This is a genomic window from Arthrobacter sp. 01T419, from assembly GCF_056398865.1.
Genome location: NZ_JBFTQF010000010.1, coordinates 78,045 through 97,175, shown reverse-complemented (window position 1 = coordinate 97,175; position 19,131 = coordinate 78,045). Strand labels below are relative to the sequence as shown.

The 19,131-nt window shown below is 62.7% G+C and carries 18 protein-coding genes and 1 tRNA gene; 8 read left to right on the top strand and 11 right to left on the bottom strand.

Annotated elements, in window-relative coordinates; translation table 11 throughout:
- Positions 1–6: 6 nt before the first annotated feature.
- From AC1DLO_RS15500 to AC1DLO_RS15490, 3 genes are all read right to left on the bottom strand, one after another.
- Positions 7–927 carry an Fpg/Nei family DNA glycosylase gene (locus AC1DLO_RS15500; RefSeq protein WP_476890654.1) on the bottom strand — a complete coding sequence of 307 codons (921 nt, stop codon included), beginning with the start codon at positions 925–927 and terminating at the stop codon, positions 7–9.
- Positions 927–1,409: a ribose-5-phosphate isomerase gene (locus tag AC1DLO_RS15495; protein ID WP_476890653.1), complete on the bottom strand. Its 483-nt coding sequence runs from the start codon at positions 1,407–1,409 to the stop codon at positions 927–929. Before AC1DLO_RS15495 ends, AC1DLO_RS15500 begins: the two co-directional genes overlap by 1 nt.
- A 138-nt stretch (positions 1,410–1,547) precedes the next feature.
- Positions 1,548–2,549 carry a hypothetical protein gene (locus AC1DLO_RS15490; RefSeq protein WP_476890652.1) on the bottom strand — a complete coding sequence of 334 codons (1,002 nt, stop codon included), beginning with the start codon at positions 2,547–2,549 and terminating at the stop codon, positions 1,548–1,550.
- A gap of 139 nt (positions 2,550–2,688) precedes the next feature.
- Between AC1DLO_RS15490 and pepN the strand changes: the two genes are divergently transcribed.
- A complete protein-coding gene (pepN, locus tag AC1DLO_RS15485; protein ID WP_476890674.1) occupies positions 2,689–5,250 on the top strand; it encodes an aminopeptidase N in 2,562 nt (853 codons plus the stop codon).
- Positions 5,251–5,331: 81 nt separating this feature from the next.
- Positions 5,332–5,811 (top strand): OsmC family protein, encoded by a 480-nt coding sequence (locus AC1DLO_RS15480; protein ID WP_476890651.1) that lies wholly within the window; start codon positions 5,332–5,334, stop codon positions 5,809–5,811.
- Positions 5,812–5,826: 15 nt separating this feature from the next.
- Here AC1DLO_RS15480 and AC1DLO_RS15475 read toward each other — a convergent pair whose 3' ends face one another.
- Positions 5,827–6,894 (bottom strand): NAD-dependent epimerase/dehydratase family protein, encoded by a 1,068-nt coding sequence (locus AC1DLO_RS15475; protein WP_476890650.1) that lies wholly within the window; start codon positions 6,892–6,894, stop codon positions 5,827–5,829.
- Between the two features lie 102 nt (positions 6,895–6,996).
- Between AC1DLO_RS15475 and AC1DLO_RS15470 the strand changes: the two genes are divergently transcribed.
- A complete protein-coding gene (locus AC1DLO_RS15470; protein WP_476890649.1) occupies positions 6,997–7,725 on the top strand; it encodes a mechanosensitive ion channel family protein in 729 nt (242 codons plus the stop codon).
- Position 7,726: 1 nt separating this feature from the next.
- Positions 7,727–8,200: a globin gene (locus AC1DLO_RS15465; RefSeq protein ID WP_476890673.1), complete on the top strand. Its 474-nt coding sequence runs from the start codon at positions 7,727–7,729 to the stop codon at positions 8,198–8,200.
- Positions 8,201–8,242: 42 nt separating this feature from the next.
- Here the strand turns inward: AC1DLO_RS15465 and AC1DLO_RS15460 are convergent, their stop codons facing one another.
- A complete protein-coding gene (locus tag AC1DLO_RS15460; protein ID WP_476890648.1) occupies positions 8,243–8,917 on the bottom strand; it encodes a DUF8185 domain-containing protein in 675 nt (224 codons plus the stop codon).
- Positions 8,918–8,980: 63 nt separating this feature from the next.
- Here AC1DLO_RS15460 and tesB point away from each other — a divergent pair, with 63 nt between their 5' ends.
- Positions 8,981–9,889, top strand: a complete 909-nt coding sequence (tesB, locus tag AC1DLO_RS15455) for an acyl-CoA thioesterase II (protein WP_476890647.1) — start codon at positions 8,981–8,983, stop codon at positions 9,887–9,889.
- A gap of 100 nt (positions 9,890–9,989) precedes the next feature.
- On the opposite strand, the gene ettA is transcribed toward tesB, so the two are convergent.
- From ettA to AC1DLO_RS15440, 3 genes are all read right to left on the bottom strand, one after another.
- The gene (gene ettA, locus AC1DLO_RS15450) at positions 9,990–11,672 is read right to left on the bottom strand and encodes an energy-dependent translational throttle protein EttA (RefSeq protein ID WP_476890646.1); all 1,683 of its coding nucleotides are present in this window, start codon (positions 11,670–11,672) and stop codon (positions 9,990–9,992) included.
- A 47-nt stretch (positions 11,673–11,719) separates the two neighbouring features.
- On the bottom strand, positions 11,720–12,004 hold the full coding sequence (locus tag AC1DLO_RS15445) for a DUF6993 domain-containing protein (RefSeq protein ID WP_476914518.1): 285 nt from the start codon (positions 12,002–12,004) through the stop codon (positions 11,720–11,722).
- A 316-nt stretch (positions 12,005–12,320) separates the two neighbouring features.
- Positions 12,321–12,908, bottom strand: coding sequence for a single-stranded DNA-binding protein (locus tag AC1DLO_RS15440; RefSeq protein ID WP_476890644.1), 588 nt, complete (start codon positions 12,906–12,908; stop codon positions 12,321–12,323).
- A 219-nt stretch (positions 12,909–13,127) separates the two neighbouring features.
- On the opposite strand from AC1DLO_RS15440, the gene AC1DLO_RS15435 reads away from it, so the two are divergent.
- A tRNA-Arg gene (locus tag AC1DLO_RS15435) sits at positions 13,128–13,200 on the top strand.
- Between the two features lie 135 nt (positions 13,201–13,335).
- Here the strand turns inward: AC1DLO_RS15435 and AC1DLO_RS15430 are convergent.
- Positions 13,336–14,787, bottom strand: a complete 1,452-nt coding sequence (locus AC1DLO_RS15430; RefSeq protein WP_476890643.1) for a CHAP domain-containing protein — start codon at positions 14,785–14,787, stop codon at positions 13,336–13,338.
- Positions 14,788–15,031: 244 nt separating this feature from the next.
- On the opposite strand from AC1DLO_RS15430, the gene AC1DLO_RS15425 reads away from it, so the two are divergent.
- Positions 15,032–15,628 carry a GNAT family N-acetyltransferase gene (locus AC1DLO_RS15425; protein ID WP_476890642.1) on the top strand — a complete coding sequence of 199 codons (597 nt, stop codon included), beginning with the start codon at positions 15,032–15,034 and terminating at the stop codon, positions 15,626–15,628.
- Positions 15,629–15,658: 30 nt separating this feature from the next.
- Here the strand turns inward: AC1DLO_RS15425 and map are convergent, their stop codons facing one another.
- Positions 15,659–16,426: a type I methionyl aminopeptidase gene (gene map / locus AC1DLO_RS15420; RefSeq protein WP_476890641.1), complete on the bottom strand. Its 768-nt coding sequence runs from the start codon at positions 16,424–16,426 to the stop codon at positions 15,659–15,661.
- Positions 16,427–16,597: 171 nt separating this feature from the next.
- On the opposite strand from map, the gene AC1DLO_RS15415 reads away from it, so the two are divergent.
- Positions 16,598–17,275 carry a DNA alkylation repair protein gene (locus AC1DLO_RS15415; RefSeq protein WP_476890640.1) on the top strand — a complete coding sequence of 226 codons (678 nt, stop codon included), beginning with the start codon at positions 16,598–16,600 and terminating at the stop codon, positions 17,273–17,275.
- 7 nt (positions 17,276–17,282) lie between these two features.
- On the opposite strand, the gene mptB is transcribed toward AC1DLO_RS15415, so the two are convergent.
- Entirely contained in the window at positions 17,283–18,878 is a 1,596-nt protein-coding gene (mptB, locus tag AC1DLO_RS15410) for a polyprenol phosphomannose-dependent alpha 1,6 mannosyltransferase MptB (RefSeq protein ID WP_476890639.1), read from the bottom strand.
- Positions 18,879–19,131: the final 253 nt, after the last annotated feature.

Here is a 19,131-nt window from a genome sequence, read left to right as displayed (position 1 = left end):
CGAACTTTAGTCCTGGCAGCCAGGGCACCAATAGAGCTTGCGCGCGCCGATTTCAGCCATCCCCACTGCTTCGCCGCATCGCCGGCACGGCTGGCCCTGGCGTTTGTAGACAAAGTGCGCCTCGCCGTCGAGCGCTCCTGCGTTCCCGCCGGTCCACAAAGCCGTTGGGGTCGTAACAATCCGCCCGTCCCGGACGCCGTCGTTCATGGCGGCCACGGTGTCATCCCACAGAAGTCCGGCAGTTTCGGCGTCCAAGGCGCCGCCCGTAGTCCACGGATCCACGCCCTGCCGGAACAGCACCTCCGCCCGATAGATGTTCCCGATTCCGGCCACAACGGACTGGTCCATCAGGAGGAGCCCCACGGCCGTCTTGCGGCGCCGCAGCCGCCGAATGAACTCGTCCCGGTCGCCCGGGAGGTTGTGGAGGGGATCGGGACCGAGCCGTGCCAGGACAGCTGCCGCCTCGGCCTCGGTGATCGCCGCACACGTGGTGGCGCCTCGCAGGTCCGCCCAGCCGTTGGCCGAGACAAGGCGAACGCGGACAGCCCCCACCGGTTCGGGCGGCCCCGCGTAGCGACTTTCCACATCCGCCGCATCGGGTCCCGCCTCCTGCTCTGTGCCTTGTGAATAGCTCTCCCGCTCGCCGATTCGCCGAGGCGCCCCGATGCTCGAGGCCCCGCGGAAAGATTCGTCGCCGCCAAAGTTCCATGCACCATAGAGTCCCAGATGGACATGCAGAATCACGCCATGGTCAAAACGGAGGAAGAGCTGCTTACCGTGTGCTCTCGCTTCCTGCAGCTTGTGGCCGTCCAGAAGCGCGGCACCCGCCGTGAAACGGCCCTGCGGGCTGGACAGTTCCAGTGTTTGACCGGTAAAGACATCCTGGAACTGACGCGCCAGGCGATGGATTGAATGCCCCTCAGGCACTATTCGACGATTTCGCCGGTGGTCTCGTAGGTGGCGATTTTTCCGATGCGGCGCACGTGGCGTTCGTCGTTGCTGAAGGGTTCCTGCAGGAAGGCCTCAATCAGTTCGGTGGCTTCATCGACTGTGTGCTGGCGGCCGCCGACGGCGATCACGTTGGCGTCGTTGTGCTCGCGCGCCAGTTTCGCGGTGGAAAGGTTCCACGCCAGCGCGGCCCTGACGCCTTTGACCTTGTTTGCGGCAATTTGTTCACCGTTGCCGGATCCGCCCAGGACAATGCCCAAAGCATGGATACCGGCGCTCTGGTCGGCCACAACGGCAGCGGCCGCGTTGATGCAGAACGAAGGGTAGTCATCGAGGGCGTCGTACACCTTGGGACCGTGGTCAACCACGTCGTAGCCTTTGGCCGTCAAGTGGCTTACCAGGTGGGCGCTGAGCTCCATGCCGGCGTGGTCAGTAGCGATGTGGACGCGGGGTGTGGTCACAGGAAGTCCATTCAGTCTGGCACGCGAACGCGGCGAGGCCGGGCGCGGCGGTAAGGGATGCGGTTCCTAGATTACTAGGATCGGACCGTTGCTCACGTCTTAAGACGAAACCGGCAGACGCGGCAAAACTTCGGACCCTCAGGGGGCAGGAGGCTGCTCTCCGCGCTGCGCACGGGCAGCGACGCGGTTCAGGATTCCTGCGAGCCTGTCCGCCGTGGCGGAGGTCCCGGCGCTGAACGCGACCCTGCGGCCACTGACCTGGCGGACGACGACGGCGGGTCCGCTACTCACGAGGACGGCGGTGGCTCCGGCGTGGTGCCGGAGTCCCCAGCCGCCAAAGTCAGCGGCCCTGACTTCTTGTGCGGCCGCTCCGGCGATGTCCACGGCGGGCACGGTCAAAACCTTTAGGACGCCGGCAACGAAGACCTGCACTCCTCCCCGGTCAGCACGCACCCGATCGAAGAGGAAACACGCTCCGATGACTGCGGCCGCCGCGAGCAACGCGCCCAGCCAAGGGAGCGCAATCGCGATCAACAGGGCAGGAAATAGAGTGGCCACGCAGATCATGACGAACACCGAGCTTCTCGCGTGAACCCACAGCAACATGGAATCTTCCGCCAGGCCGGGGTCTTCCTTCAGGGTTACTTCGGCTTCGAGGGCGGCGTCATCCTCCGGCGTCCAGCGTGGATCAGGTTTGAAAACCATCATCATGACCACGCCCAGGGGCAGGGCCGCACCGGCACCGAGCGCGAGGACGGTGGCGTCAACGTGGGAATTGCGGGCATCGGCGAGGCCCGTTTGTCCCACGAGTCCGGCGGCTAGCACGGCGGTAATGAAGAGCGTCACCATGAGACCCAGGCCCATCATGAACCGACGCATGATCACCGGCCTGGCAAGGGGTACGGCTTGGATGAAGACCAACCACCCGGTCAGGACCATGAGGCCGGTTCCTCCAAACACGTAGGCGGCGAACGGCGCAAAGCTGCTTCCGCCGTCGGCGTTCCACGCAATGGCGACGGGCTCGGGAAGGTTGTTGCGCAACATGAGCGCGCACACGGCGAATGCGGCGGCGAGCAGCAGCGGAAATGCCACTGCAAAGCGGAGAGCCCGGAGGTCCAGCGAGTCGCGCATCTTTCCCATGTTCCAACGCTACCCCCGGCCAGCGACACTGTAATCCAGCGTCCTTGCCAAGCCGCGATCAAATGAAAGAATGACTTCACAGCGCCGGCGTTGGCTGAAGTCAGCCGGCTTCCTGCAATCCCTTCTTGGAGGCACCACCTTGCCAGGCCTGAACCTGACGCGCGCCGAAGCCGGGCAGCGCGCAGAACTGCTCACCGTGACCTCGTATGACGTCACGCTCGACTTGACGAAGGGCGCCACGGTCTTCGGCTCCACCACGGTGGTGAAGTTCTCCGCCGTCGAAGGTTCCTCGAGCTTTATCGACGCGATCACGGAAACCGTCCACAGCGTGACGCTGAACGGCACCGAGTTGGATCCCGCAGTTGTGTCCGACGGCGACCGCATCCAATTGCCCGGGCTCGCCGCCGAGAACGAGCTCAAGGTAGTTGCCGACGCCCCTTACATGAACACCGGTGAAGGCCTGCACCGATTCGTGGACCCGGTGGACAACGAGGTCTACCTGTACACCCAGTTCGAGGTACCCGATTCCCGCCGTATGTTCGCTGTGTTCGAGCAGCCGGACCTGAAGGCGGCATTCACGTTCACGGTTACTGCGCCTTCGCACTGGGATCTCATTTCCAACTCCCCCACTCCCGTACCGGTGGAAACCACCCCCGGGGACGACGGCGGTGCTCGCTCGGTCTGGCATTTCGCCCCCACTCCCCGAATCTCCTCCTACGTCACCGCCCTGATCGCGGGCCCGTACCAAGCGGTCCGCAGCAAGGTCACCAGCTCAGATGGCCGGACCATCCCCCTGGGTGTCTTCGCCCGCAAGTCCCTCATGCAGTACTTGGACGCCGATAACATCTTTGAACTGACCCGCCAGGGTTTTGAGTTCTTCGAGGCCCAGTTCGGTTTCCCTTACCCCTTCGAAAAGTACGACCAACTGTTCGTCCCCGAGTTCAACGCCGGCGCCATGGAAAACGCAGGCGCGGTGACGATTCTCGAGGGATACGTCTTCCGGGGCAAGGTCACTGGCGCCCAGATCGAACGCCGGGCCATCACAGTGCTGCACGAGCTGGCGCACATGTGGTTCGGCGACCTCGTCACGATGCGCTGGTGGAATGACCTCTGGCTCAACGAGTCCTTTGCCGAGTACATGTCCCACCTCGCTGCAGTCGAAAACACCGAATTTGACCGGGCCTGGACCACTTTTGCCTCCGTGGAGAAATCCTGGGCGTACCGCCAGGACCAACTCCCCACCACGCACCCGATTTTCGCCGAGATCAATGATCTCCAGGATGTCGAGGTCAACTTCGATGGCATCACCTATGCCAAGGGGGCTTCCGTCCTGCGGCAGTTGGTTGCCTGGGTAGGACCGGAACAATTCATGGCCGGCGTCCGCGAGTATTTCCAGAAGCATGCTTGGCAGAACACCGAATTGGTAGACCTCATGAAGGAACTCGAAGCTGCCAGTGGCCGTGACTTGGACCAGTGGGGCAAGCTCTGGCTTGAGACCGCCGGCGTTAACACGCTTGCCCCGGAGCTCAAGGTCGATGCGGACGGTATCATCACTTCGTTTTCGATCCTGCAGACAGCTATCGACGAACAGCCCACTCTGCGTCCACACCGCCTCGCTGTAGGTTTCTACAACCTCTCCTCCGATGGCAAGCTTGAGCGCACCCACAGGGAGGAGCTCGACGTCGACGGCGCCCGGACCGATGTCCCCGCCCTTGCCGGGCTGGAACGTCCGGACCTGGTCCTGCTCAACGACGACGACCTCGCCTACGCGAAGGTCCGCCTCGACCCCACATCCTTGGCCACCGCGAAGGCCCACCTGAAGGACTTCGCCGGCAGCCTGCCCCGCACCTTGGTTTGGGGCTCGGCGTGGGATGCGGCGCGCGACGGCGAGACTTCGGCCCGCGGCTACGCCGAACTGATTCTGGCGAACATCGCGTCGGAGACCGACTCTTCCGTGATCCTGGTCCAGCTGCGCCAGTTGGCCACGACACTGACCTACTACGTCGCAGCAGAACACAAGGTTGCCGCTACAGTGTCTGCCGCGGACAAGCTGTGGGAACTCTCTTCTACTGCGGCTGCCGGATCGGACGCCCAGCTCCAATTCGTGAAGTCGTTCGCGCTTCTCGCCGCCAGCAGCTCCCAGCTGGACACCGTCCAGGCGCTCCTGGACGGCCGCACCGTCCTGGATGGCCTGACCGTTGCCCAGGACTTGCGCTGGGAGCTCCTCACCTCACTCGTGGTGGGCGGCCGCGAAGGCCAGGACCTGATCGATGCTGAACTTGAGCGCGACCACACGGCCAACGGCCAAAACGCCGCAGCATTGGCGACTGCTGCCCTTCCCACCCCGGAGGCCAAGGCCACTGCGTGGAAGAAGATCGTTGTGACCGGCGAGCTTTCCAATGCCATCCAAAGCTCCGCCGTCGCGGGTTTCACTCGCGTGCTGGACACCTCCCTGCTGGAACCGTACGCCGAAAAGTACTTTGAGGCCGTCCCGGAGATTGTTGCCAACCGCACCCATGCGCTGGCCCAGCAGATCGTCGTCGGGCTCTACCCCGCGCAGCTGACCACCCAGGCCACCGTGGACCGCACGGACAAGTTCCTGGCTGAACTGCCGGCGGACAGCAGCGCACTGCGGCGCATGATGCTCGAAAACCGCGACGGCGTGGCCCGCGCCCTGAGGGCCCGCGCAGCAGACGCCTAAACCGCGAGGCCCCGGTTCCGTATTCCTGGAGCCGGGGCCTCATGGCACGCCTGGCCCGAGTGCCGCCGTTAGACTTTCCGCATGAGCTTGGACGAACACCACTACTCCCTGACAGTGCGCTGGACCGGAAATCTGGGCAGTGGGACCTCCAGCTACCGCGGCTATGCCCGGGACCACGACGTCGAGATCCCCGGGCTGCCCGTCCTGAAGGGATCCTCGGACCCAACGTTCCATGGAGACCGCAACCGGTATAACCCCGAACAGTTGCTGCTCGCCGCCCTGTCCCAGTGCCACATGCTGTCCTTCCTGCATGTCGCGGTCAAGCACGGCGTTGTGGTCACGGACTATGTTGACCACGCCGAGGGGATGATGCGCCTCAACCGCGATGGCAGCGGACAGTTCGAGAACGTCACTTTGAAGCCACAGGTCACCGTTGCCGACCCAGCGCATCTTTCCCTCATGGACGAATTGCACTATGAGGCCAACCAAGTGTGCTTCATCGCCCGGAGCGTCAACTTTCCGGTTCTGCATGAACCGAGCACGACGACGGCGGTCAGCTAAGACGGCTGCCGTCAGCTAATTCGTGCCACCCGCCTTCGCGGCGGATTTCCCGCGGTCGCCGAGCTCCCGCAATTCTTCGACCAGCCGCTGCTCCCTCGCTGGAGTCAGGCCGGCCTTGCGCTCCCTGCCCAGGCCGCGGACGCGTTCGTCCGCCAAGGCGTCGCGCAGGGTTTCCTGCCACGGACGCAGGGCCAAGCCCCTAGCAAGGGCCGCGGCATTCGAGCGCATCGAAAATCCTTCGTAGCCAGGCGGCAGCCAGAGCGGGAAYGACTCGGGACCAGACCAGTACCGGACACCACGCGCCACCAGCCATTCCTCGTCGGCAAACGCTGTCTCCCCCAGCACTCCGGCCTCTTTAACCGCTCCGGCCTCCCCAACCACTCCGGCAAGGCGCCGCGACTCATCGATGTATTCACCAAAAGGGACCACCGTGCCCGTGGCATTGAAAACACCAGTAAGTCCTTGTTCAGCAGAAGCGAGTATCCAGGCGGCGAGATCCCGAACATCGATCACCTGGGTGCTGCGGTCCGGGATGTCCGGCAGGAGAACAGGTTCCTGGGAGGCAGCAAAGCGGGCAGGCCAGTACCCGTAGCGGTCGGACGCATCGCCGGGCCCGCCGATAAGTCCGGGCCGGACAATGAACACTTTCGGCCCGGCCATCCGGGTGGTCAACTGCTCGATAGCGGATTTCGACTCACCGTAGTTTTCGCGGGTAGCAGAGGCGCCAGCCGGCAACGGCGGCAGGAGCCCGGTGTCCTCGTCCGCTCCGGGAGTCGAGTGGTCGGCGTAGACCGAGCAACTGGAAACGAAGCCCCAGTGGGCTGCACGCGGAGCGAGCGCTTCCAAGGCCTCCCTGGCTTGTTCGGGGTCCCGCGCCACGTCCACCACGGCGTCCCAGGTGCCGCCCACCTCGGCATAAGCCGAAACGCCGTCGGAACGGTCGGCGCGGACCCAAGTGGCGCCGACGGGCGGTTGGACGGTTGTGCCGCGAGCAAGGCACGTGACCTCATGCCCGGCTGCAACGGCCTGCCGAGCAATTTCAGATGACAGAAAGGCCGTTCCGCCAAGAATCAGGATGCGCATGCCGTCACGCTACGGCGATAGGGTTGGCTGTGGACAGAGTGTTCAGCGCCCGGCGAAAAGGGCCCGGCGAACAAGTGGATCCAGTGAGGAGCATTGCCCCAAATGAACGTCGCCTCGTCGACCGATACCATCGTGGCCGATGCCGCCAAGATCGATTTCGCGTCAATCTTCGTGACGCTTGGCATTGGATTGGTGGTCTGGGTTGTGGCCCGGTTCATCATTCTACGGATCACCCGCCGCGTAGCCGAGGGCACCAGTTTCTTCAAGAAACCCCATTTCAAGTGGGTCCAGCCGGCCTTCCGGGCGCTGGACCACGAACGGCGATCCCAGCGTGCGCACACCATTGGTTCATTGCTCACGAGTGTCCTCAGCGTCGTGGTGGTGGTCATCGTCATCATCTACGTGCTCAAATTCCTCAACGTGGACATTGCGCCGCTACTCACGAGCGTCGGGATTTTGGGTGTGGCCATTGGCTTCGGCGCCCAACAACTGATCCGCGATTTCCTGTCCGGGATCTTCATCACCATCGAGGATCAATTTGGAATCGGCGATGTAATCGTAACCACCGAAGTGATCGGTACCGTTGAATCCGTGGGACTTCGGATCACCCGGCTCAAGGCCGAAGACGGCGCCATCTGGTACCTGCGCAACGGAGAGATCCTGAGGGTAGGCAACCGTTCGCAGGGCGACTACGTTCCGGAGGAACCCGCTTCACCGGACGACGTTCCGCCTGCACCTCCCGGTACCGCGCCTGCCGAAGCCGCGGCATCCGGTGCGCCTCAATCTTCAAAGGAATCTCTCAAGATTCAAGAGCAGAAAGCCAGTGAGTAACATGGGCGGCCAGCCAGAATCCGCACCACCGCAGCCGGCCGAACGGCGGCAGTTGATGCAAAACGATCCGTTCAGCCAGCCTGCCTATACCGACAGCTTCTATGAGGCCATCGGTGGCCACGAGACTTTCGTGAAACTCATCGATGTCTTCTACGACGGCGTCGCCCGAGATCCGTTGCTCCGGCCCATGTACCCGGAAGAAGACCTCGCTCCGGCAAAGCGGCGATTCCTCATGTTTCTTGAGCAGTATTGGGGCGGCCCGAGCACCTACAGCGAGGAACGTGGGCACCCCCGCTTGAGGATGCGGCACATGCCGTTCCAGGTGACGCCCGAAGCCAAGGACCGCTGGCTCTACCACATGCGCGCGGCAGTGGATTCCCTCGGCTTGTCGCCGCTTCACGAAGGCACGCTGTGGGACTACATGGAGCGGGCTGCCCTCACCATGGTGAACAGCCCGTCGATCCAGCAGCCCTGAGCATAGGCGGCCGGGCCGTGTCGGCTCGGAGTTGGCTAGGGCTCAGTGAGCCTGGAAGGCCAGACCTGATCCGGATCGTGCCAGGATATGGCCCCGGCTTCCGCTGAGCCGGAACCACCGGCCGTTGCGGAAGAGGCGGTGTTCCCCATCGCCAAGGAAGCCGAGCGCCATGGCCGCGAACGCTGCACCTGCGGGCACGCCGTCGAGTCCCGGAATCTCCCGCCCCCACACTGCTGCCCTGGCATTGTTGACGATCAACGCGCCAGGCTGATCCGGAACAATCCCGGCTACCTCGGCGATGCCGGCATTCGCGACAGACTTGAGTTCGACATCGGGAACCGAACCCAGCGGCTCCCAGCCGCTGCGGGGCGCCCCGACTCCCGCCCACGATTCGGAAACGGTCGACGGCGGGATCGGCAGCTCGACGTCGTCGGCGCCGGACCGCGCTAGGCGGTCCAGGACCGAGGACAGCGTCACTGTGACATCCGCGTTTGCGTCATCCGCCAGGGCGATGGTGCGCAGCCCGAGGATAGTGGGGGTCGATTCGCCCAGGAGGCGCGGCCTCAGGACACACACATATGCCGCCAGGACGCGACCGGATGCCTGGAGCCGAATCGCGCCGTCGTCAATGCTCTTGGCACGCGTGACATAGGTGCGCAGATCCGCCAGATCACGGGGATCGACGAAATGGAAAGACTGGGTGAGTACATCGGACACATCATCGACTCTACCGGCATGTCCGCGGTTGAGAGGGGTCGGGGCGGCGTCTAGAGTCGAACCATGACTGACGCGCACGCCGGCCTGGAACATCAGGTTGCCATCGAGGACCCGACATCCACCCTCATCGAGCTGTTGTCCCTGGCCGATTTCGACGGCGCGAGGACAGCCGAGGACATCTTCCTTGGGCCGTCCCAGAAACAGCCGCGACATCGCGTCTTCGGCGGTCAAGTGCTGGCGCAATCACTTGTGGCCGGTATGCGAACCGTGGAGGAGGGCCGAACCGTCCATTCGATGCACGGCTATTTCCTTCGTCCCGGGGACGCCAACCAACCCATCACTTTCAGCGTGGAACGGCTGCGCGACGGACGCTCGTTCTCGGCGCGCCGGGTGCACGCGTATCAAGAAGGCAAACCGATCCTGTCAATGATCGCTTCCTTCCAGACGGAGGCCGAGGGCGTGCAGCACCAGACCGCCATGCCAGCGGGGATCCCGGACCCCGATTCCTTGCCAAGTACGGCGGAACTCCTGCAGAAGTACGACCATCCGCTGGCCCGCCACATGTCCTTCGAGCGACCCTTCGATGTCCGCCACGTCGATCCGGCTTTGTACGTGGAGGCGCCCAAGGACCGGAAGGCCAGCAATGCCGTCTGGATGAAGACCTTTGGCCCGATGCCGGACGACCCCAACCTTCACTTGGCAGCCCTGGCCTACGCAAGCGACTACACCATCCTCGAATCGGTGCTGCGCAAGAACGGATTGAGCTGGATGACGCCGGGCATGAGCGTAGCCAGCCTTGACCACGCCATGTGGTGGCATCGTCCCGTCCGCGTGGATGAATGGCTGCTCTACGTCCAAGAGTCCCCCAGCGCCCAAGGCGCCCGTGGACTGGCTACCGGCAAGATCTTCAGCCGTGATGGCCAGCACGTCGCCACGGTGGCGCAGGAGGGCATGCTCCGGATTCCGTCGTAGTTGCTTGCCTTGCTGCCACAATGCAGCCGAGATCGTCCCAACAAGGAAGGCCGGCGCCCCGGAAGATATCCAGGGGCGCCGGCCTTCTGCGGTTTTTCGCTTAGTCGCGGGTCAACTTGCGGTGCGTGACACGGTGCGGCTTGGCAGCGTCCGGGCCGAGGCGCTCCACCTTGTTTTCCTCGTAGGACTCGAAATTACCCTCGAACCAGTACCACTTCGAGGGGTTTTCCTCGTCGCCTTCATAGGCCAGGATGTGGGTGGCGACACGGTCGAGGAACCACCGGTCGTGGGAGACCACTACTGCACAGCCGGGGAACTCGAGCAGGGCGTTCTCGAGGCTGCTGAGTGTCTCGACGTCGAGGTCGTTGGTGGGCTCGTCAAGCAACAGGAGGTTTCCGCCCTGCTTGAGGGTCAGTGCCAGGTTCAGACGGTTGCGCTCGCCACCGGAGAGTACCCCGGCTTTCTTCTGCTGGTCTGGACCCTTGAAGCCGAAGGCCGCGACGTAGGCGCGGGACGGCATTTCAACGTGGCCGACCTGGATGAAGTCGAGACCGTCGGAGACGACCTCCCAGAGCGTCTTGTTGGGGTCGATGCCGCCGCGACTCTGGTCGGCGTAGGAGATCTTCACGGAGTCTCCGACCTTGAGGTCGCCGCCGTCGAGCGGTTCCAGCCCGACGATGGTCTTGAACAGGGTGGTCTTGCCGACGCCGTTGGGGCCAATGACGCCAACAATGCCGTTGCGAGGGAGGGAGAACGAAAGCCCGTCGATCAGGGTCCGGTCTTCGAAACCCTTTTGCAGGTTCTTCGCCTCCAGGACCAGGCCACCCAGGCGGGGTCCCGGCGGAATCTGGATTTCCTCGAAGTCGAGCTTCCTGGTGCGGTCAGCCTCGGCTGCCATTTCCTCGTATCTGGCCAGACGGGCCTTCGACTTGGTCTGGCGGCCCTTGGCGTTGGAACGCACCCATTCAAGTTCTTCGCTGAGGCGCTTGGCCTGCTTGGCGTCCTTCTTGCCCTGGATTTCCAGGCGCGCGCGCTTCTTCTCCAAGTACGTGGAGTAGTTGCCTTCATAGGGGTAAAGGCGGCCGCGGTCGACTTCACAGATCCACTCGGCGACGTGGTCCAGGAAGTAGCGATCGTGGGTAATGGCGAGGACCGCGCCGGGGTAGGAAGACAGGTGCTGCTCCAACCACAGGACACTTTCGGCATCCAAGTGGTTGGTGGGCTCGTCAAGGAGCAGGAGGTCAGGCTTCTGGAGCAGGAGCTTGCAGAGAGCTACGCGGCGGCGCTCACCACCGGACAGGACAGTCACGTCGGAGTCGCCCGGCGGGCAGCGGAGTGCGTCCATGGCCTGTTCGAGTTGGGAATCGATGTCCCAGGCATCTGCGGCGTCGATCGCTTCCTGGAGGTGGCCCATTTCCTCCAGCAGGGTGTCGTAGTCGGCGTCCGGGTTGGCCATTTCCTCGGAGATCTCGTTGAAGCGCTGGATCTTCGAGTAGATCTCGCCCACGCCTTCCTGGACGTTGCCCAGGACGGTCTTTTCCTCGTTCAGGGGCGGCTCCTGCAGGAGGATGCCCACGGAGTAGCCGGGGCTGAGGCGGGCTTCGCCGTTCGACGGTGTGTCGATGCCAGCCATGATCTTCAGGATCGTGGATTTACCGGCCCCGTTGGGTCCAACGACGCCGATCTTCGCGCCAGGGAAGAACGACATGCTGACATCGTCCAGGATAAGTTTTTCGCCAACGGCCTTGCGAGCCTTGGTCATCGTGTAAATGAATTCCGCCATGCCGTTAAATCTAATGGGTGGCAAGGCATAACTCACATTCGGCGGTACTAGCGGGAGTCCCCGACGRAGCATTTGCCGCTGGCCAGCACGGGCAGCACGGACACTGAAACCTGGCCGTCCCTGATTTCGCCCATGACGCAGTCCTTGTCCAGTTTGGCCGCCGCCTCGATGGCATCGACGTCCAGTCCTGTGGGCGTCTTGCTCGCGGACACCTCCAAGGTCGAGGCCGGAATGCCTGCTGAAACGAGCTGCGATCGCAGTGCATCTTGTGTCGGCTTGGGGGACGCCGCGGCCAGGGTCCTGAGCGCGGACTCCACGGTCTGCTTCAGCATCGCCGTGCCCGGGCTCAGTGAGTCCGAAACCGTTGCTGAGGGGATTCCCGCGCTGGGACCGGCGGTAGCCAGACTCGACGCGGAAGTCGAAGAAACCGGACCGTTTCCCGACACGACAGGAGTCGGCGCGGAACAGCCGCTCGTGAGTCCGACCACAAGCAGCGGCACCGCAAGCAGCAAACGTCGACTTCCCGCTACGTGGCGGTGTCCTGATGGTTGTCCCCGTGTTCCCCTGCTCATCACCCGGCCATTCTGCCATGCGGCGCACTGCCTGCTGCGCCGCATGGCAATCCGCGGATGCCCAAGGCGACCTGATTCAAACACCCACGTCCACAAGCTCTCCCGTATCAGCATCAACAAGAACGGGCTCGTCACCTTCTCCGGCTGGAAGAATCACTCCCCGCTCGGCTGCGGCACTTGCGTCCTCGTCGTCGTGCGGGCCGCCGTCACTGTCGTCTCGGGGGCCGCCGTCACCGTCGTCTTCCGCCGCGGGCCACTGATTCTCCGGCGCGTCCGCGGACGCGGGAGTGCTTTGTGGACTCGTACCGCTTGTGGTCCGAATGAAGTTCGCCGAGCCCCACATGAGGTCGTGCCCTACTGACTCGGCAATGATTTCGGCAACATGGTAGACCTTGCCGTCGCGCTCCCATTGCCTCAACTTGAGTTTGCCAACCACGATGATCCGCTGACCCTTCTTGACGCTGCACCCGATATTTCCCGCGAGATGCCTGAAGGCTTGGACGGTAAACCAGTTGGTGTTGCCATCGATCCAGACATCGTTGGCGCGGTCGAACCTGCGCTCCGTGGAGCCCAGGCGGAACGATGCAGTCCCGGTTCCGCCCGGCGTCGTCGAGCTTCTGATTTCCGAGGCCACGAATCCCCGGACAGTGATGATGTCGTTCATGGTCTTGTCCTAACCTGAGTTGAAAGTGCCTGTCTGGCCCTTTCAGCTTCGCGTGCCGCCCAGATCAGCGGCAGTACGCAATTCCCGTATGTGCATAGCCCCACCAAATAGTCGTCTGTGGAGGAAGGGTCACCGCCGTGACCGACCTGACAACACAGGCAGCCGCCACAATGTAAACTCTTGATGGCGCCTTAGCCACGAGCTGTTCATGCGCCGCCAGCCTCGGTAGCTCAGAGGATAGAGCAGGAGCCTTCTAATCTCTTGGTCGGGGGTTCGATTCCCTCCCGGGGCACTCAAAGAGCGGCTCTGACCTGCGGAAACGTAGTTCAGAGCCGCTCTAAGTACTAATTTATTACAGAGCTACCAACCCCCTACCGGGCTCGTTGCCAGGCACAGGATGGTGCGCTTTCCGGGTTTCGCTACGCGCCTAGTGGCCGCCGGAGGGGCTTGTGCCTGCCATCATTCCCTGCTGCCAGTCCTTGTCCAGACGCGAACCGACCGTGAAGAGACTTCCTGTATTTGCTTGGAACGCAACTTCAAATCCAACGGCGCTGCCCCACGCGGAGACGCTTGGGCTGGTCTTGTTCATCATTCCAAGCCCCCAGTTCCTGATTCCGGACGGCCCTGCGGTGTACAAATCGCCGGTGTTGGCCTGGAATGCCGCTATGAACGACCCGTCACTGAGGGTGGTGATGCTGGGGCTCGTGTCTTTCATCATGCCCAACTGCCAGTCCTTATTTCCGGCTGCACCATATGTGATGAGGCTCCCCGTGTTGGCTTGGAAAGCGATCTGGTATTCGTTGCCAATAGCCGTGATCGCCGGACTGGTTCCGGCCATCATGCCTTGTTGCCAATCCCTGGTTCCGTCGGGTCCAAGTGTAAAGAGACTGCCTGTGTTTGCCTGGAAGGCGATGATGGTGTCACCGTTAGCCAGCGTGGCGATGGCTGGACTCGTTCCTGCCATCACGCCCTGGCGATAGTCCCATCCGCCTGCGCTTCCGTAGGTGCAGAGGGATCCGGTGTTGGACTGCAGTGCCACCTTGTATGTTCCATCGTTGAGAGCGGTAAGGGCGGGGCTGGTCCCGGCCATCATGCCGATCTGTCGGTTGTAGGTGCCACTGGCGTCGACCGTCCACAGTCCGCCGGTATTCGCATGAACAGCGAAGGCGTTGATTCCTGATGTCAACTTAGCGATGGACGGGCTCGTGCCAGCCCGCATTCCCAACTGGTGATCTTTTGTGCCGTTTGGCCCGACCGAGAACATGTTTCCCGTGTTGGCTTGGAATGCGACGGTGTCATTGTTAGGCAGAGGCGATCCCGGAGGCGCAACTGGGCCGACGAACTGCTTAGGACGGAGGTATCCGGCGATGCCGGACTTTGTTGTCTGCTGAACCGCACAGTGGCGGTCTGGCCAGCCGTTCTGCTCGAAGACCAGGACATTGGAGCCTCGATCTTCGAGGACCACGGCCACGTGCGACGTTGCGTGGTTGTAGGCACCCCATTGCCACACCGCGACGTCGCCCTTTTGTGGCGCGGACCCGGCATCAATTTTATTGAAGTAGCCTCCGCTACCGTTGTAGTCAAAGCCATCCCATATGGCACATGCATAGCCAGGGTGGCTGCCGTATTGCGTTGACAAGACATTTTGGAAGCCGACGACCTCTCGGCAGTAATAGACCCACAGGTCAAAGCACTGCCAGGGCCAATCGGTGGGGTAGCCGTCGTAGTCGATGAGCGCACCATTGTGCCTGCTGACGAACGCGTCAACATCCGCGATGCCGGCAGCCCGTGCCGGGCCCGCAGTGAGTCCCGTCAGTGCAGCTCCACCAAGTGCTACGGCCATCGACAGGGTCGTCCTGCGAGCAATCTGAACCGTCATTGGAGATATTCCCCCTGTATCTCGCGCCTCCCTGCTGGAGGCGATAGTGAGAGGCTAGGCGGTTTATCGAATGAATCGATGAACCTTTGCGAAACTCTTCATATGTGAAGCGGGTCACTCTTTTTGACTTCTGTTGGGGCGTTCGATGATGCATCATTCAGCCCTTTGCCGGCAGCCGAAGACCCAAGGCCGCAAAAGCACGCCTACCCATGCCTTCACGCCCACTGCGATCTACGCTGTTCCCATGGTCCCGAACGTCCTAGGCTCCGCCGCCATCACCACGCGCCCCGCAACCTGGCCCGACGTCGAAAGGCTCTTTGGCGTCCGTGGCGAGCCGTCGCGCTGCTGGTGCCGGTGGTTCGCCCTCCCCGGTCAGGATTGGAAGACCACTCCCCCCGAGGCGCGGAAAGAGCAACTCAAAGCCAAGTTCGACGGCGGCGACCCCGAACCCGGAGTTCTCGCGTTTCGAGGCGGCGAAGCGGTGGGCTGGTGCGCCGTCGAGCCGCGCCAATGCTATCCACGCATCGAACTATCCCAAGTCCTCAAGGCCGCAGGAACGGCCGCCCACGAAAACGCTGGGGTTTGGTCGGTCAGTTGTTTTGTGGTTTCTCCCGGCCACCGCAAGAGCGGAGTGGCCGCAGCATTGCTGGCCGCCGCCGTCGGGCATGCTTTCGCCCACGGCGCCGAAATAATCGAAGGCTACCCCGTGGATCCCGTGCTCCGACCGAAGGCCGGTTCGGCCGATCTCTATCAGGGGACGGTCAATTTGTTTACAACGGCCGGCTTCACGACGATTTCCACGGCGGTGCCCGGAAGGGCGGTCATGCGGCTACGGCGCTGAATTCCTGAAGACCACGCCGAGGCAAGCCACTTATGGCAGTGTCAAGATCACGGGGCCGTCTGCGGTGATCGCGACGGTGTGTTCGCTGTGCGCCGCCCGGCGGCCGTTGGCGGAGCGGAGCGTCCATTGATCGTCATCGTGGTAGTAGTCGTCGCTGCCGCCCAGAATCAGCATCGGCTCAATGGCGATCACCAGACCCTCCACGAGCTTCACCCCGCGGCCCGGCCGGCCGATGTTCGGAACGTTGGGTTCCGCGTGCATGGTCCGGCCAATGCCGTGTCCCCCATGATCGGCGAGGATCCCGTAGCCGCTGCGTTTCGCGTCCCCGCCGATGGCGTACGCAAGATCGCCCATCTTGTTTCCAATCCGGGCGGCCTCGATTCCGCGAGCAAGGGCGGCATCCGTGGCATCGATCAATTCCTGGTCCACAGGATCCGCAGTGCCCACAATAAAACTGACGGCGGCGTCCCCGCACCATCCCTCGACGAATGCCCCGCAGTCGACGCTCAACAGATCTCCGTCCTGCAATACATATCCGTCCGGGATCCCGTGCACAACGGCGTCGTTGACACTCGTGCAAATGACCCCGGAGAACGGCGTGGACGCCCATCGCGGACGGTAATTAAGGAATGCCGGCTTGGCTCCCGCGGATTCAATGAAAGCGGCAGCAACCTCGTCCAGTTCCTTGAGCGACACTCCAACTTCGGCTTGCGAACGAACCGCGGAAAGTGTGTTGGCAACCACCCTCCCGGCTTCGCGCATGAGTGCAATCTCGTCTGGCGTCTTCACCATGGACAAAGCGGCCTCCAAAGCACTAGGAACAAGGGGCCCGGGCCGGCCACCGGATGAACTCCCTCCACCCCACTCTATGGGCGCTCTGGTGCTAGTCAACCGGGTGGCGCACCGAGCCCGGCGCGGGAGGGCCTCGCCCCAAAGGTGTCCCCCGCAAGACTGTCTTAGAGTCGCAGTATGGAACATGGAAGAATCGCCGCCATCCGGGACCGCCTGTATGCGGAAGCAGATCCGGAGCGCGCGAAAGCGACGCAAGCGTATATGAAATCATCCATGCCGTCCCTCGGCGTCAGGGTTCCCACTGTCCGTCGCATGGTTCTCACGACCGCGAAGGAACTGCCTTTCGGGTCTGCGGCGGAACTGCGCGACGACGTCAGGCTGCTGTGGCGGGAGGCCACATGGAGGGAAGAACGCTACGCAGCCATCGATCTGACCTCGCTCAAGTTCGTGGCCAAGGACCTGGAGATGTTGCCGCTGTACGAAGAAATCATCCGGACAGGTGCATGGTGGGATTTCGCGGACGGTGTCTCCGACCGCATTTGTGCCCTTCTTCAGCACCACCGGCGTACGCTGACCCCGCTGCTGAAGAAGTGGTCAAGCGACCCGGACTTCTGGATCCGGCGCGCCGCCATCACCTCCCAGCTGAAGGCAAAGTCGGCGACGGACCAGGAACTTCTCTCCAGTGTGCTCGACGCCAATCTGGCCAACAGGGAGTTCTTCATCAGAAAGGCAATCGGCTGGGCACTGCGTGATTACGCCAAAACGGATCCCCCATGGGTGCGGGACTATGTGGAAACCCGACGGGCCGGCCTGAGCCAGTTGTCATTGCGTGAGGCGATGAAACACCTCGGCTGAATTCGGTTCAGGACCTGGGCTTGGGCCTGAGCTGCAAGATGCCGCGACGCGGGCGGAACAGTACGTGCGTCTTCTTGTCATAGAACACCAAGTAGGCAATAAAGAGGACCGCAATAGCGATCGCCACTCCTCGCACCACGGCAAGAGGAATCCACTGGAAGACACTTAATTGGTCCGTCAGTGCGATAAGGGTGAAGAACGCCGTCAAATAGAAGACGGTCCGGAGCTGGGGTCCGTCCGCGATGCCCGTCACAGTAAAGAACACCAGTAGCCAGACCATGTACCAAGGTTGAATCACCGGCGCCAAGACGACGACGGCGGCAAAGGCCCAGGCCATCCTGCGAAGCACAGTCTTGTTGAACCCAGGTTCGTCGTCGATCGGCGCGGGCATTCCGATTCCGCGACCCGGCGTGCGGACGGCAAACCAGACGATAGCAAGGGCAGAGACCGCCGTTCCGATGGTCTGGATGACATCCGTCACAGGGACTCCGGGACCGCCGAAAAGTCCGACGGCGAAGCCCGCCGTATGTGCCAGCAGGCCCACTGGCGCGTACCAGATCCACACGGCGCCAGGAGTCTGCAAGGCACCGAGCCAACCGAATCCCAGTCCGTTGACGAAGCCCGCGGCGGCCAGTAACCCCAGGGATAAGCCCAACGTGGCCGTCCAGCAGAACATCCTGCGGCCCCAGCCGGCGCGGGACCCTGCCCACAGAAGGCCAGCAAAAGGCAAGGCAATCAAAGTAATTGGCTTGATGGCGATCGAAGCGGTGATCAGCACTATTCCAAGCACGGGACGTTTGACCGAGGCGTAGTACAGCCCGGTGACAACCAGCCCCAGCATTAAGGAGTCATTGTGCGCGCTTGCAATGAAGTTGATCAGGAGAACCGGATTGAGAACCCCAAGCCAAAGCGCCCTGTCCGGGTTCACTCCATGAAGTGCGGCCAATCGCGGAACGTAGACGGCGAGGAGCAAGACCCCGCCGAGTGCCGCCAGCCGGAAGGGAATCAGGGCAAGCTCGGGGATGCCTGCATCGAAGATTCCTGTGCTTACCCAAACGGCACCCTGTTCGATCCACAGCCACAACGGACCGTACGGCGTGGGGGCCTCGGTCCACAAAGTGTCCGGACCGAGGGAAAAGTAGTTACTCAAGGCGGAGATGCCGTTGGTATATGGATTCAAGCCTTGCAGCATAAGCCGGCCCTGGCCGATGTACGCATAGGCATCCCTGCTAAACAGGGGCAGCGCGAACATCAAGGGCACAGTCCACATCCACAATGCACGCCGGAGCACAGGACGTGAGGAAGAGTTCCACCCACCGATCCGCTGCGCAAGACGCAACCATGAGCGCAGGAGCAGCAGCGCACCGAGGCAGAGCATCACAGTGCACAGGATCACTCCCACAGGAGATGTCCGGGCCATGATGAAGAGGGGCATTCGGATCAGGGCGCCGCTGGTTGTTGCCAGCCAGCCGACTCCAACCGAGCCGGCCACCATGAGCAAAGATCCAATGAATCCTTGAAGGATCGCCGTCCTTGCCGCTTTGGCGATAGCAGTTCCGTGTCGTGGGGCGTGGGAGCCGTCAAGCGCCTCTGGATGAGCCAACGAACTCCTCACCTCACGCTCGCGAAACTTCGACGTCACCATCAAACAAAATCCTGTCCGGTTCCCTGCCGCAACCGGGCCAAAGTGGTAGTGCCGGGTGCCATGGATTATTGCAACTGTAGCATCGCCGCCCGCGGCAGCCCGGGGCCCTCCGGACCAAGGGGCGGACTGCGAAAGTTGCCTGAGATAGGATGAACAGGGCCCTGGTCTGATGCCGAAGGCCCACAGCCACGCCGGTTCCGCATGAATTTCA